This window comes from Longimicrobiaceae bacterium, assembly GCA_035936415.1.
In the GTDB taxonomy this organism is placed as follows: domain Bacteria; phylum Gemmatimonadota; class Gemmatimonadetes; order Longimicrobiales; family Longimicrobiaceae; genus JAFAYN01.
This window is the reverse complement of record DASYWD010000428.1, coordinates 16,509-29,204: the sequence shown is the minus strand read 5'-3', so window position 1 is coordinate 29,204 and position 12,696 is coordinate 16,509. Positions and strand designations below refer to the sequence as shown.

Annotated in this window: 13 protein-coding genes and 6 tRNA genes; 12 read left to right on the top strand and 7 right to left on the bottom strand. The window is 69.1% G+C overall.

The annotated features are described in order from the left end of the window. Positions 1-85 precede the first annotated feature (85 nt). The 5 genes from htpG to VGR37_17535 all read right to left on the bottom strand — a co-directional run bounded on the left by htpG (position 86) and on the right by VGR37_17535 (position 5,453). Positions 86-2,035, bottom strand: coding sequence for a molecular chaperone HtpG (htpG, locus tag VGR37_17555; GenBank protein HEV2149212.1), 1,950 nt, complete (start codon positions 2,033-2,035; stop codon positions 86-88). A gap of 117 nt (positions 2,036-2,152) precedes the next feature. Continuing rightward, positions 2,153-2,479 (bottom strand): type II toxin-antitoxin system VapB family antitoxin, encoded by a 327-nt coding sequence (locus VGR37_17550; protein HEV2149211.1) that lies wholly within the window; start codon positions 2,477-2,479, stop codon positions 2,153-2,155. 62 nt (positions 2,480-2,541) lie between these two features. Beyond that, complete coding sequence (locus VGR37_17545) at positions 2,542-3,399, bottom strand: class I SAM-dependent methyltransferase (protein ID HEV2149210.1); 858 nt, start codon at positions 3,397-3,399, stop codon at positions 2,542-2,544. A gap of 100 nt (positions 3,400-3,499) precedes the next feature. Then, positions 3,500-4,972: a M48 family metalloprotease gene (locus tag VGR37_17540; GenBank protein ID HEV2149209.1), complete on the bottom strand. Its 1,473-nt coding sequence runs from the start codon at positions 4,970-4,972 to the stop codon at positions 3,500-3,502. A 106-nt stretch (positions 4,973-5,078) separates the two neighbouring features. Beyond that, on the bottom strand, positions 5,079-5,453 hold the full coding sequence (locus tag VGR37_17535; GenBank protein HEV2149208.1) for a hypothetical protein: 375 nt from the start codon (positions 5,451-5,453) through the stop codon (positions 5,079-5,081). 302 nt (positions 5,454-5,755) lie between these two features. Here VGR37_17535 and VGR37_17530 point away from each other — a divergent pair, with 302 nt between their 5' ends. From VGR37_17530 to VGR37_17475, 12 genes are all read left to right on the top strand, one after another. Next, a complete protein-coding gene (locus VGR37_17530; GenBank protein HEV2149207.1) occupies positions 5,756-6,310 on the top strand; it encodes a YMGG-like glycine zipper-containing protein in 555 nt (184 codons plus the stop codon). A 158-nt stretch (positions 6,311-6,468) separates the two neighbouring features. Beyond that, positions 6,469-6,541 (top strand) — tRNA-Lys (locus VGR37_17525). A gap of 24 nt (positions 6,542-6,565) precedes the next feature. Next, positions 6,566-6,639: transfer RNA gene (locus VGR37_17520), tRNA-Arg, on the top strand. Positions 6,640-6,648: 9 nt separating this feature from the next. After that, positions 6,649-6,732: transfer RNA gene (locus tag VGR37_17515), tRNA-Leu, on the top strand. A 5-nt stretch (positions 6,733-6,737) separates the two neighbouring features. Then, positions 6,738-6,810 (top strand) — tRNA-Glu (locus VGR37_17510). 11 nt (positions 6,811-6,821) lie between these two features. Beyond that, positions 6,822-6,894 (top strand) — tRNA-Gly (locus VGR37_17505). Positions 6,895-6,901: 7 nt separating this feature from the next. Beyond that, positions 6,902-6,975: transfer RNA gene (locus tag VGR37_17500), tRNA-Asn, on the top strand. 570 nt (positions 6,976-7,545) lie between these two features. Continuing rightward, positions 7,546-7,824 (top strand): hypothetical protein, encoded by a 279-nt coding sequence (locus VGR37_17495; protein ID HEV2149206.1) that lies wholly within the window; start codon positions 7,546-7,548, stop codon positions 7,822-7,824. A 71-nt stretch (positions 7,825-7,895) separates the two neighbouring features. Continuing rightward, positions 7,896-8,444 (top strand): hypothetical protein, encoded by a 549-nt coding sequence (locus VGR37_17490; GenBank protein HEV2149205.1) that lies wholly within the window; start codon positions 7,896-7,898, stop codon positions 8,442-8,444. A 236-nt stretch (positions 8,445-8,680) separates the two neighbouring features. After that, the gene (locus tag VGR37_17485; GenBank protein ID HEV2149204.1) at positions 8,681-9,040 is read left to right on the top strand and encodes a hypothetical protein; all 360 of its coding nucleotides are present in this window, start codon (positions 8,681-8,683) and stop codon (positions 9,038-9,040) included. Then, positions 9,037-9,258 carry a hypothetical protein gene (locus VGR37_17480; protein HEV2149203.1) on the top strand — a complete coding sequence of 74 codons (222 nt, stop codon included), beginning with the start codon at positions 9,037-9,039 and terminating at the stop codon, positions 9,256-9,258. Before VGR37_17485 ends, VGR37_17480 begins: the two co-directional genes overlap by 4 nt. Positions 9,259-10,068: 810 nt before the next feature. Then, a complete protein-coding gene (locus VGR37_17475) occupies positions 10,069-11,004 on the top strand; it encodes an IS66 family transposase (protein ID HEV2149202.1) in 936 nt (311 codons plus the stop codon). Here VGR37_17475 and VGR37_17470 read toward each other — a convergent pair. Further along, positions 10,930-11,214: an ATP-binding protein gene (locus VGR37_17470; GenBank protein HEV2149201.1), complete on the bottom strand. Its 285-nt coding sequence runs from the start codon at positions 11,212-11,214 to the stop codon at positions 10,930-10,932. The two genes, VGR37_17475 and VGR37_17470, sit on opposite strands and share 75 nt — an antisense overlap. 176 nt (positions 11,215-11,390) lie before the next feature. Beyond that, positions 11,391-12,251, bottom strand: coding sequence for an IS21 family transposase (gene istA, locus VGR37_17465; GenBank protein ID HEV2149200.1), 861 nt, complete (start codon positions 12,249-12,251; stop codon positions 11,391-11,393). Positions 12,252-12,696 lie beyond the last annotated feature (445 nt).

The window sequence follows — 12,696 nt, the reverse complement described above, 5'->3', positions numbered from 1 at the left end:
GGGCGGAGACGCCCCACGCCGGGACAGGAGCGCCCCGGCTCCGGGGGAGGAGACGGGGCGCGGATGAGGGAGAAGAACCGGAGGCCTACAATCCCCGCCCCATCAGCTCCGCGACGAGCTGGTTGAAGCGGACCGGGTCGTGCAGCGGCGAGCCCTCGGCGATCAGTCCCCAGCCGAAGAGGATCTCCGCGTACTCCGCGACGGCCGGGTCCTCCGGGTTGGCGTCGAAGCGCGCCTTGAGCTTCCGCACCACCTCGTGCCCGGGGTTCAGTTCCATGATGCGCCGCTGCTTGGGCGCGTCGTTGATCCCGGTGGCGAGCATCCGCTCCAGGTGCGGCGAGTAGTCGTGCTCCGCCCCCACCAGCACGGCGGGCGACTTGGACAGGCGCCCGGAGAGGCGCACCTGCTTCACCCACGTCTCCAGCTTCTTCTCCAGCGCCTCCAGGAGCGGCTTGTACGCCTCCTCCTCGCCGGTCTTCTCATCCTTCTTCTCCTCCTCGCCGCCCAGGTCCACGACGCCCTTCCCCACCGACTTCAGCTTCTTGCCCTCGAAGTCCCAGAGCGACTGCACCACCAGCTCGTCCACCGGGTCGGAAAGGTAGAGCACCTCGAAGCCCTTCTCGCGGAACATCTCCAGCGAGGGGTTGTTCTCGATCACGCTGCGCGAGGGGCCGGTCAGGTAGTAGATGGCCTGCTGCTCCTCCGGCATGCGCTCCACGTACTCGCCCAGCGTGGTGAGCGCCTCCGGGTCGCGCGAGGACTCGAACATCAGCAGCTTGTTGAGGGTCTCGCGCTGCTCGTGGTCCTGCCCCACCCCCTCCTTGATGGCGCGGCCGAACTGCCCCCAGAACTCGGTGTAGCGCTCGCGGTTCCCCTCCTGCATCGCGGTCAGCACGCCGAGCACCTTCTTCACCAGCGCCTGGCGGATCTTGCGGATGTTGCGGTCGTCCTGCAGCGTCTCGCGGGAAACGTTGAGCGGCAGGTCCGGCGAGTCCACCACCCCGCGCACGAAGCGCAGGTAGCGCGGGAGGAGGTCCTCGTAGCTCTCCATCACCAGCACCCGCTTCACGTACAGCTTCAGCCCCGGCTTGGCGCCCACGTAGAACAGGTCGCGCGGCGCCTTGCTGGGGATGAAGAGCAGGGCCTGGTACTCGATGGTCCCCTCGCCGCGCTGGTGGACGATCTCGAAGGGCTCCGTCCAGTCGTGCGAGATGGTCTTGTAGTAGTCCCGGTACTCCTCCTCCTTCACCTCCGAGGGCGAGCGCGCCCAGATCGGGAGGCGCGAGTTGAGGACCTTCTCCTCGATCTCCCGCGCCTCGGCCTCCGGGGCGTCCTGCCCGGCCTCCATCGCGTCCACTTCCTTCTCGGCGACGAGGACGATTGGGTAGGTGATGAAGTCGCAGTGCTGCTTGATGATGCGGGTCAGCGTCCAGCGCTCGGCGTAGTCGTCGATCCCGTTCTCCCGGTCCACGGGCTTGAGGTGCAGCGTGATGGTGGTGCCGTGCCCCTCGCGCTCCGCTTCGGAGATGGTGTAGCTCCCGTCGCCGGTGCTCTCCCAGTGCGTCGCCGTGGCCTCGCCGGCGCGGCGGGTGACCAGCTCCACCCGGTCGGCCACCATGAACGACGAGTAGAAGCCCACGCCGAACTGGCCGATGAGCTGCGCGGCGCCCTCGCCGGCGGGCTTCTCCTTCAGGGAGCGCAGCATCTCCGCCGTCCCGGACTTGGCGATGGTGCCGATGTTGGAGATCACCTCCTGGCGGCTCATCCCGATGCCGTTGTCGCGCAGCGTGAGCGTGCGCGTGCGCGCCTTCTCGTCGGGGATCACGCGGATCTCCGGCTCGCCCTCGGCCACGATCTCCGGGCGCGTGAGCGCCTCCAGCCGCAGGCGGTCGTGCGCGTCGGAGGCGTTGGAGACCAGCTCGCGCAGGAAGATGTCCTTGTCGGTGTAGAGCGAGTTGATCACCAGCTTCAGGAGCTGCTGCACCTCGGCCTGGAACTCGAAGGTCTCGAGCTGTTCCTTCTCCGCGACTGCCATTCTGCTGACTCCGTTCAACTGGGTGTGCTGATTGCGCTTGTCGGCGCGCCCGGACGGCGGCCCTGCAGGCGCCAACATTAATCCCGGCCTTCCCGTATTTCAAGTGCACGCTGTCGCCTACCATGCGAGCCGGTCCGCGGTCGGCTCCCGGAGCAGAACGGCGACGAGCGCCGAGGGTCTGCGACCATGCGTCAGGCCGGCAGGCCGTGCTCGTCGTAGCCGATGATCTCGTCCGGGGATCGATCGTCCAGCACCGGGTGCTGGTTGAAGTTCCTGGATCTGCCGGATCTCCTCGCGCAGCCCAGCCTTGTCCTTGCGCCCGGTCTTCCGGATGAGCTGCTCGCGAAGCGCCTGGGTGACCGCCTGGGTGATGTTCTCGCCCGTCGCCCGGGCCAGCTCGCGCGCGAGGCGCTCGGCCTCGGGGTTCTTGATGTTCAGGGCCATGCTCCTCCTCCGGGGATGAATGGTGGAAATCCAGGCAGTTTCCACCATCCCGACAATCGCCCTCACCCCGGCTTCCGGGCCGAGAGGCCGTACATCAGTGGCATCTCCGGCACTCCCTCCGGCGGCGCCCAGCGCCGCCCCGGGAGCGGGCGCATCCCCTCGAAGGGCGCGTAGCCGTTGGAGTACGGCCACTCCCGCAGCGCCTCCAGCGTGAGCCCCGCCTCCAGGAGCGCCCCGACCACCTCCCCCACCCCCCAGGCGAACTCGTGCGACGGGTGCGGGTTGCGGAAGTCCACCACCCCCTCGCGGTACTCCGCCCCGTGCAGCAGCCCCTCCCCGGACCAGGCGACGTAGTCCCGGATCCCCTCCTCGGAGCGGATCGCCCGCCCGCCGGAGTAGGGGAAGACCAGCCGCATCCGCGCGTCGAACATCGCCGCCACGGGGTGGAAATCCACCAGCACGAAGTGCCCGCCGCCTCCGAGCACCCCGGCGATCCCCCGCGCCCACGGCCCCAGCTCCGACAGCCAGCAGACCGCTCCGTACGAGGAGAACACCCGGTCGAACCGGCGCCCCGCGCGCGCCGCCTCCTCCAGCCAGTCGTACACGTCCGCGCGCTCGAAGACGGCCGGGATCCCGGATTCCGCCGAGAGCCTCCGCGCGAAGGCGACGGCCTCGTCGCTGATGTCCACCCCGACCGCGTCGGCGCCCAGCGCGGCCAGGCTCAGCGTGTCCTGCCCCGCGTTGCACTGCAGGTGCAGCAGCGTGCGCCCCGCAACCTCGCCCAGGAGATCGCGCTCCTCCGGGAAGAGCGTGCTCCCCCCGCCGCGCAGCCACGCCGCCTGGTCGCCCTTGTGGGAGTTGTGCGCCGCCGTGGCGGCGTTCCAGGAGCGGCGGTTGGCCTCGTGCAGGTCGCCGCGCATGGTGGGAGCTCCGGGGCGGGAGGGGAACGAAAGCGCCTGCCGGGCCGGACGGCCCGACAGGCAAGATGGCGCGCGGCGGACGCCCCGGGAAGGGCCAGGCTCAGCGCCGCGCCGGCTCCCGGATGATCCGCTTCAGCAGCTTCCCCACGGGGAGGGCGGCGTTCACGTCGACCACCTGGTTGATGAGCGCCAGCTCCTCCAGGGGGATCACCGAGGGGAACCGGCGGTTGAACTCCGTGAGCGACATAGCCCGGTCCAGGCGGACGATGTCCACCCGCGGCGCGATCACGTTCAGCACCTCCGGGTCCGTCACCGGCGCGAAGGAGCCGATCACCCCCTGGAAGGTCCGGTCGTAGGCGTTGAAGGCGGCTCCGGGGGTGTACGAGAGGATCTGGTAGACCTTCCCCCCGTACTCCAGGAAGGCCGCCCGGCCCGCGATCACGCCCTGCTGCGTCTGCGCCTGGAAGGCGCTGACCACGGCGGGGACGCCGTTGATGCGGTCGCGGAAGGTCTGCCCGCCCTGCACCCCCTGCTGCGCGAGGAAGCGCCGGGCCGCGTCCTCCGCGCTCGTCGCGCCGGCCAGGCTGAGCTGGATGACCGCGTCCTGGCGCGGGCTCACCGCCGTGACCGACTGCGAAAGGTTCTGCGTCCGCCACCCCTCCGGGAAGCGGAGCTGGAAGCGCAGGTCCGGGTGGAGGAAGAGCCCGCCCCGGAAGAAGCCGTTCCGCGGGTTCTCCCCGTACGCCAGCCCGTCGATCTGCCCCAGGTACTCCGCGGCGCCCAGCGTGAGCCGCTCGTTCCCGGTGAGCGTGGCCAGGCGCGCCTCCACCGCCTGGATCCGCTCCGCCGGGGCCGGGTGGGACGACTGCCAGCTCGGGAGGGGGCTCCGCCCCTCGGCCTCGCCGATCCGCTGCAGCGTGGCGAAGATGTCGTCCATCTCCCGCACGTCGTACCCCTGGCTCAGGGCGTACTTGAAGGCCAGCTCGTCCGACTGCCGCTCCGCGTCCCGCCCGTAGCTGAGGAAGAGGAGCTGCAGTCCCCCGGAGGCCAGGCCGCCGAGCTGCTGCGCGGCGGAGGGGAAGAAGATGGACCCCACCCCCAGCCCGAGCTGCGCGAGCTGCGCCCGGCTGATCTGCGTCACCGAGTGGCGGGCGGTGACGTGGCCGATCTCGTGCCCCAGGACGGCGGCCAGCTCGGCCTCCGAGTCCATCAGGTTCATCATCCCGCGGGTGATGAAGATGTACCCGCCCGGCAGCGCGAAGGCATTGGGCGTGGGGTCGTCCACCACCCGGAAGGTCCAGGGCAGGCCCGGCCGCTCCGAGGCGGCCGCGAGCCGGGCGCCCAGCCGCTGCACGTAGGCCTGCAGCGCGTCGTCGTTCACCAGCCCGAGACTCTGCGCCACCTCCTGCGCGGCCTGCTGCCCGATCTGGATCTCCTGCGACTCGGAGATCAGCGCGAGCTGACGCTGGCCGGTGACGGGGTTGATGGCGCAGCCGGCGGCCAGCGCGGCCCCTGCCGCGCACAGCACCGGGAGCACCCGGGTGCGGATCTCCCTGCGCATCGTCGAAAGCATGCGATCCTCGTTCAGGTCGTCGGTCGGGCCCGCCGTTCTCGTACGGTACGGGCGCGGATGCGGCGCGCAGGCGCAAGAACCGCTCCCGCCGCGAGCCGCTTCCTCCTCAGCCGGCCCCGGCCCCTCCCAGGGGCCCCAGCGCGTGCACCACGGCCAGGCTCACCGCGTCGGCGTGGCGGAAGCCGGCCTCGTAGAGCAGGTCCACGTTCTGGAAGAGGACGGACGCGAGGAGGGGATCCGCCGCCAGCCGCGCACCCGCGGCCTCCGGTCCGCCGCCCGCCTCCTCCGGCGAGGCGGCGAGCCGCAGGAGGCGGAGCACGCACTCCGCGGCCACCCGCAGCTCCCCGGGGGCGGGCGTGCGCCCACCCACCCGCAGCGGCGCCGCGAGCTGGCCGGCGGCCGCCTCCAGGAACGGCAGGGCGGCGCGCGCGTCGTCTCCCAGCTCCGCCTGCGCGAGCCGGGCGATCGTATCGTCGCTCATGTGATGGTTTCCGGCGTCCCGGCGCCCGGCGAAACGCCGAACCATGCGTCTCCCCGTCCCCGCACGCAAGCGGGCCGCGCGGAGCCCCGCGGGGCTTCCAAAACGCCCCCAAAACCGCTATATTATTTGATCACAAATACTTCCGATTGTAGCGGCCGTTGTTCTGGCCCGGTCCCTGCACTACAGGGGGCGTCCGCTCGCGCCGCGGGTGGAGGGGTTTGAGACGAAAGCCCAGCAGATCCGCGGTGTTTCGGCGCCCCGAGGGGCGCGAAATGATTCAAGTGTCCAGCAGGAGCTGACGTATGCGTGTCCTCAAAACTGCCCTCGTCCTGTCCACCCTGGTGGGCACCGCCGCCTGCGGGCGCCAGGACGCGCCGGAGCCGGCAGACCTGGCCTGGCTCGACACCCTGGAGCTGCAGAGCGCCCCGGCCGCGCAGGCCGTGGTCTCGCCGGTGGAGCTCGGCATGGTCCACACGGCCCACACCGAGACCCCGGCGCCCGAGCCCGAGGTGAAGCCGGTGGAGGAGCCGGTCCGCACCGCGGCGCGGGAGTCGAAGTCCAGCTCCAGCAGCACGCGCAGCAGCTCGTCGGCGGCGCGCCGCAGCTCGGGGAGCAGCAGCGGGGGGAGCTCCGGCGACTACCAGGCCCCGGCGCCGCGGGCGCGGACGGTCGAGGTGAAGAACACCAAGCGTGACGCCGCCATCGGCGCGGTGGTCGGCGCCGGCGTGGGCGCGGTGGCCGGCGGGCCGCGGCACCGGGTCAAGGGCGCGGTGATCGGCGCGGCCACCGGCGGGCTCGCCGGCGCGGTGATCGGCAGCACCATCGACAAGTCGAAGCGCACCGTCTACGACTACTGACCTCCCGGGGTGACGGGGCGCCAAAGCGCCCCCGTCCCTCCGCGGGACGGGGGCGCTTTTCGTGGCCGCCCGGCGCAAGTCGCTGCGCCTCCTGGATTTGCGAAGGGGCTTGACGGGGCCGGGGATTTTTATATGTTTGTGCCCCGCAACGATTTGAAGCACCGATAGCTCAACTGGCAGAGCAGGGGACTCTTAATCCCAAGGTTGTAGGTTCGATTCCTACTCGGTGCATTCGGTCCGGTACAGGTGGTTCGTGCGCCCGTAGCTCAGCTGGATAGAGCGTCTGCCTACGGATCAGAAGGTCGGGAGTTCGAATCTCTCCGGGCGCACCTGAAGTTGCTCCGGTGGCGGAACTGGTAGACGCGCTAGATTCAGGATCTAGTGGGCGCAAGCCCGTGGAGGTTCGAGTCCTCTCCAGAGCATCTTTGCCCCGTTCGTCTAGTGGCCTAGGACAACGCCCTCTCACGGCGTAAACAGGGGTTCGATTCCCCTACGGGGTACTGCGGGAAATGCGGGAGTAGCTCAGCTGGTAGAGCATCAGCTTCCCAAGCTGAGGGTCGCGGGTTCGAGCCCCGTCTCCCGCTTCTTTTTGCCCACTTAGCTCAGTTGGTTAGAGCATCTGACTGTTAATCAGAGGGTCCCAGGTTCGAGTCCTGGAGTGGGCGCTGTAGACAAACGAACGCCCGGCAAGCACTTACGCTTGCCGGGCGTTCGTTTTCTCCTCTCCGGAAAAAATCGGAGAGTCACCCTGGAGCCACCAGCCGCTCACCCTCTCATTCGCGTCTGGTATCTGCCCCGGGTCGTGGGGATCGCCCTCACCGCGGTTCTCGATCACACCTGTCCTCCGCAGGGGGCGGGCGCTCGAGTCCCTCAGCGCCCATGAGGCGGCCCGGGGAGAACCGGGAGACCGGGAAGGCGGCAGTTGCCATCCTGATGGGCGGAATGCGGCGGGGGCGTTTCGTCGCTGCAGCGCGCGGAAGGTGTCGAGTCGCTTGCGGAACGCCTTCTCCGCATTGATAATCATAGCCCAGGCGCGGCTTCTATGCAATCCAGCTTTCTGCCTGCGCCCTGCCCGAGAGCACTGGAGCGTGCCTACCGGCGAGCCGGCCTATTGCTCCTGCGCGAGCAGCGGCCTCGCCGCTGAGAGGATCGCGCGGCCTGCGCCAGCCACAGCCTGGACACGAGTGGAGGCGAGTTGCTGAGGAACGGCTCGACGTGAGCGCGGCCTCTCGAGCGTGCTGCTGATCGCGAACGGCGCACCGGCATCGGGCGGCAGCTGCACGGCGGGGGAACTCGCCCTCACGATGGGCTTCGGCCAGATGGTGATGGACGGCGAGGAGATCGATCCCCACGCCGGAATGGTCCAGATCCACCGCACGCAGAACGGCGGAGACTCTCGGCTGAGCGTGAGCAGGGAGGGCTCGGGAGCGGTGCTTCGCGTCGAGGGAACGACGTTCTACGGGGCGCAGGTGAAGGCGCTCCTGCGTTGCCGAAGCGCGAACTTCATGCAGTGAGCTGAACGACGGCTCCGTGGTCTACGAGCCGACCGGAATCGCTGGCCGCCATCCACCAGAGGACGAAGACGATGAAGCCGATCCGCAGCACCTCCACCCTGCTCCTGCTCCCGCTCGTGGCACTGGTCGCACTCAGTGGCTGCGAGGCGGGAGCCGAGGCTCCGCCGACTCCCGACGCGATCTCCACCGGCGTGGCGGCGGAGGCAGGGCCGGCACTCGCGGAGCCGAGCTCCGAGGACACCTACGAGGTGACCATCGGCAGCGGCCCCTTCGCGGGCAAGTACCGTGGAGCGGACGAGATGAACTGCATCATTGAGGACGAGGAGTGGGCGGCGGACTTCGACGCGGAGCGCGATCGCGGCGTTTCGGCCGTCCAGGTGATGCTGCAGGGCGTCACAAAGGCCGGTGGGACCACGGAGGATGTCCATCTCTCCGTGCTGTTCGGCCGTCCGGATGAGACGGGCGGCGGTCTCGGAGGCGTCGGGCTTAGCAGCGCGGCGGGGGCAACTGCCCGCGCCACGGCAAAGCGTGAAGGGGCCGACGCGGTGATGCGGATCGAGGGCAGGACCTCTTACGGCGCTGCGGTGACCGCGATGATCCGGTGCCGCTCCGTAGACTGATGCCGCCCTCAGGCGCTGAAACCAGCGTGCTCGCGGGAGCGCTCGCAGAGGATGTGGCTGGAGTTCCCCCGCGTGGTGGACACCGAGATAAGCCCGCGGTGTCGGACGTGGGCTCAAGGAGGAGTTCATGAGCGAGCGGAAGAGGCGGCAGTTCTCCTCGGAGTTCAAGTTGGACTGTCTTTAACCGGCCGTTCGACGACCAGCGGCAGCCCCGGATTCGCCTGGAAGCAGAAGCGGTGCTGCTGATCCTGCAACGCGTCGCGGGCGGGGGGATACAATGGCTCGGGAGTAGTGTACTGGAGTTCGAGATCGGGCGGATGTCCAACCCCGATCGGCTGCGCCGGGTCCGGGAGATGCTCGCAGATGTCTCGCGCTGGGTTCAGGTTGAAGAGACGGACATCGCGCGTGGCGAGGAGCTGGAAGCGCTCGGGTTCCGCGACTTCGATGCGCTGCACCTGGCCTGCGCCGAGCGGGGCGGAGCAGAGGTCTTTCTGACCACAGAGGACAAACTGCTTCGGCGAGCCGAACGGCATGCGGGTCAGCTCCGTGTCGGGGCCGTAAATCCGGTGAACTGGATCAGCCAGGAGGAACCATGATCGATACTGCGACTGCGACTCTGGACGAGATCCGGCGCGCCGGGGTCGAGGCCTTGCGGCGAGAGCTGGGGGTGGTCGGGATGGTGCGCTTCCTCCAGCAGTTCGAGACCGGAGCTGGAGACTACACGGAAGAGCGCCGGCAGATCGTCGGAAAGACCGGCGTCCGTGCGCTCGCCGAGCAGATCCAGCGCGAGCAGACGAACCGCCGCTCCGCGTGATCGGCTGGGGGCTCCGGCTGGGGCGTGGGGTGGGATAACTTCTGGGATAGGTTCACCGGCAGAACCCGGCATTTTGGCCGTCGAAGTCCGGCAGGCTCTTCCGGAACATCAAGGAATACCAACGGTTTGCCGTGCTCCTTCCTGCCGCGCCTCCGACTGTTAATCAGAGGGTCCCAGGTTCGAGTCCTGGAGTGGGCGCTCAGCGGGGCCGAAAGGCCCCGCTTTTTCTTTGGTTGTAACCGTTCAGAGGGGTAGCGGACTGGCCCTGGAAATGCGGCGAGCCGCTGCCATGAACGCGGTCGAGCAACTTGAGGCAGCGGGCGAGGTTCTCAGCCCTGCAGCATGCGCGGTCATCCTCGACGTGAAGGCCGAGCTGGAGCAGCTCCGTGCCCGGGTACGGGAGTTGGAGGCCCGCTTGGGGCAGGATTCAACCAACTCCTCACGCCCTCCCTCGTCGGATCCGCCCGGCAAGACGCGCCGGAAGAAGAAGCCCACCGGCAAGCCGCATGCTCCTGCCGCCGGAGCGGGTCAATGCGACGGTGCCGCACCGGCCCGAGCAGTGCCACCACTGCGGGCACACGCTCCTCTTCGCCTGCGAGGCTAAGCCCGTGCGACGCCACCAGGTCGTGGAGCTTCCCCCAGTGCGCGCCCACGTTGTCGAGCACCAGCTCTTCTGCCTGAAGTGTCCCACCTGCGCAATGCCCACCCGAGCGATGCTTCCGGCCGAGTTGGAAGGCAAGCACTTCGGCCCGCGGCTGGCTGCGCTGGGGGCACTCCTGGTCAGCCGCTTCCGACTCGCGCCGCGATCTGGTGGTCTTCTTCTCGGATCTGCTGGATGTGCCGGCTCCTTCCTTGGGCAGCACGGTCGTGTTTGCGAGGCAGGCCAGCCGCGCTCTTCTGCCGGCCCAGCGCGAAGTGCGCCGGGAGGTTCGCACCAGTGCATCGGCCGGTGTGGACGAGACCGGCTGGAAGCTGCGCGGCCACTCGCACTGGCTCTGGACCGCGGTGACGCGGCGCGCCACGCTCTTCCACCTGGGCCCCAGCCGCGGCGCGAGGGAACTGGTGCGCCTGCTGGGGCGAGACTACGCCGGGGTGGTCACGAGCGACCGCTGGAGTGCCTACCGCATCTGCCTGTCTCGGCAGCTCTGTTGGGCGCACCTGCAGCGCAATGCCGAGGGGCTGGGCCTGCGCGGCGGCTGCGCAGAAGACTTCGCCCGCTGGGCTGTTGCGGAGTCTGATCGGCTCTTTGCACTGGTCCGCGCCTGGAAGAGCGAGGAGGCACCGCGCAGGGAACTGGCCCGCCGGCTGGTTCCGCTGAAGGCCCGCTTCGCCCGCCTGCTGCGGCGTGGAGCCGCTTCCCAGGACCGCAGGGTAGCCGCGTTCTCGCGCAACCTGCAGGGCCTGTGGCCCTCTCTGTGGACGTTTGGCACCTGCGAGGTCGAACCGACCAACAACGCAGCCGAGCGGGCGCTCCGCCGCGGGGTGCTCTGGAGGAAGGGCTGTTTCGGGAGTCAGAGCGGGACCGGACTCCGTTTGGTTGAGCGCATCCTCACGCTCACCGAAACCGCGCGCCAGAACGGCGTCTGTGCGCTCGACTACCTCACCCGGGCGATCGCCGCCTCCCGCTCTGGTACTCCGGCTCCCTTGCTCCTGCCCACCCCCCCTGAACGGTTACTCGATCTGTTCTCTGCGCAGGCTGGGCTGAAAGGCGAAGTCGAAGCCGGCCAGCGTCTTGACCGCCGGTAGTCGGCTGGAGCGCATCGCCGCCTCCAGCCGCCGAGCGTTGCGCAGGGCAATCTGTGCCCCCAGCACGCGCTCGATGGCCTTGGCCGCAGTCAGGGGGCCAGCGTCGATCCCGGAGAGGATCTCGTCCAGCGGCTCCAGCGCACCGGGCATCTTCAGGTCGGCGAGCTGGGCGCGGATGCGGTCTCTGCGCGAGAGCGGAGCGCCCCTCATGCCGCACCGGCCGCGATGCGGGCGTAGGTCGAGAGCGGACGCCGCGCCACCTCCACGCTTGTCCCGGCGGGTTCAGCCAGGTCCACGACCGGCAGTGCCTTCAGCGCCGGGATCGGCTCCGGCGTCAGCAGGACGAGCGAGCGGTAGGCCCGCTCGTCCAGCGAGAGCAGGACCGCCTACTCCTCCCGAGCGAAGCGCTCCGTGGGGCGCTCCTTCGTCGTCGCGTGGATGCGCACGTTGGCCGTCTCGGCCAGCCAGCACTCCCGCTCCACGTCCAGGTGGGCGTCGCCCAGGAACTCCCGCCCGTAGACGAAGTTCTCCCGCACGTAGCGGATGGGTCGCTCCACCTTGCCCTTGGTCTTGGCCCGGTACGGTCGGCACGCCCGCGCGCGGAAGCCACAGTGGGCGGCCAAGCGCAGGAACTCTGCGTTCAGCACCAGCTGCCCACCCTCCAGGCGCAGGTCGCGCGTGATGACCGCCTTCATCTGGTCGCAAAGCAGCTCCCTCGGCACACCGCAGAAGAAGGCGAACGCCTCCTCCAGCCCCGCGAACAGGGTCCGCATGTCCTGCCGCTTGTAGAAGCGCAGCCATAGCAGGCTGGAGTAGCCGAGCACCACCACCGGGGCGTAGCGTTTGCCCCAGGGGGACTTGAACTCCGCGAAGTCCACCTGCGCCTGCAAGCCCGGCGAGGTCTCGAAGCGCACCATCGGCTCCGGGGCCGGGCACGGCCGCACGCGACGCACGAACTCCTTCAGTTGCGTGTAGCCGCCCGCGTACCCGGCGGCTCTGACCTCTTCGAACAGGCGCACCGCCGAGAGCAGCGGATACGCCTCCAAGCGTGCCGTAATGATCCCTCGATAGGGCTCCAGCTTCGTCGGCACCGGTGGGCGAGGGCCATAGCGCACTGGCGCCTCGTCCAAGTCCCGGTCCAACTGCCCGGTGCGAATCAGTCGGTGGATCGTGTCGCGGCTGATGTCGAGCTTGCGCGCAATCTCGCTCTTGCTGAGTCCCTCGTCCCGGTAATGTCTGAGCAGCATCCGCTTCTCTCGTCCGATCACGGGCTCCTCCAGCCACGGTGGAGGAGCCAAGTTGTGGGATCGGCCGCTCCGGCGCTTCACCTGCCGCGCCGCGCAGCCCGAGTGCGATGCCGACTGTCAGATTTTCGCCCGCCGAAGCTCTCAGATTAACATCCGCCGCTAACACCCCCAAGACGGGGAACCAGCCGTACGCAATGTGCCCCGCCCGATCGTCGCGATCGGGCGGGGCTTCGTCCTCCGGCCCTGCTCAGCGAGACAGACCCGGCTCTGCGCGGGGTCGGGGTCGTCCACCCCGCTCCCCAGTGGTCCCGTCCGCCGGCGAGGGAGTCACTCCGGGTTGGAGCCTGTCCGGTGATCGGGGCAGCCAGCTTGACGCATTCTAATCTAACGTCTTATTATGTACGGTGCAGAAGTGCCTATTTTGGAACTGCACACCTGTGCCACT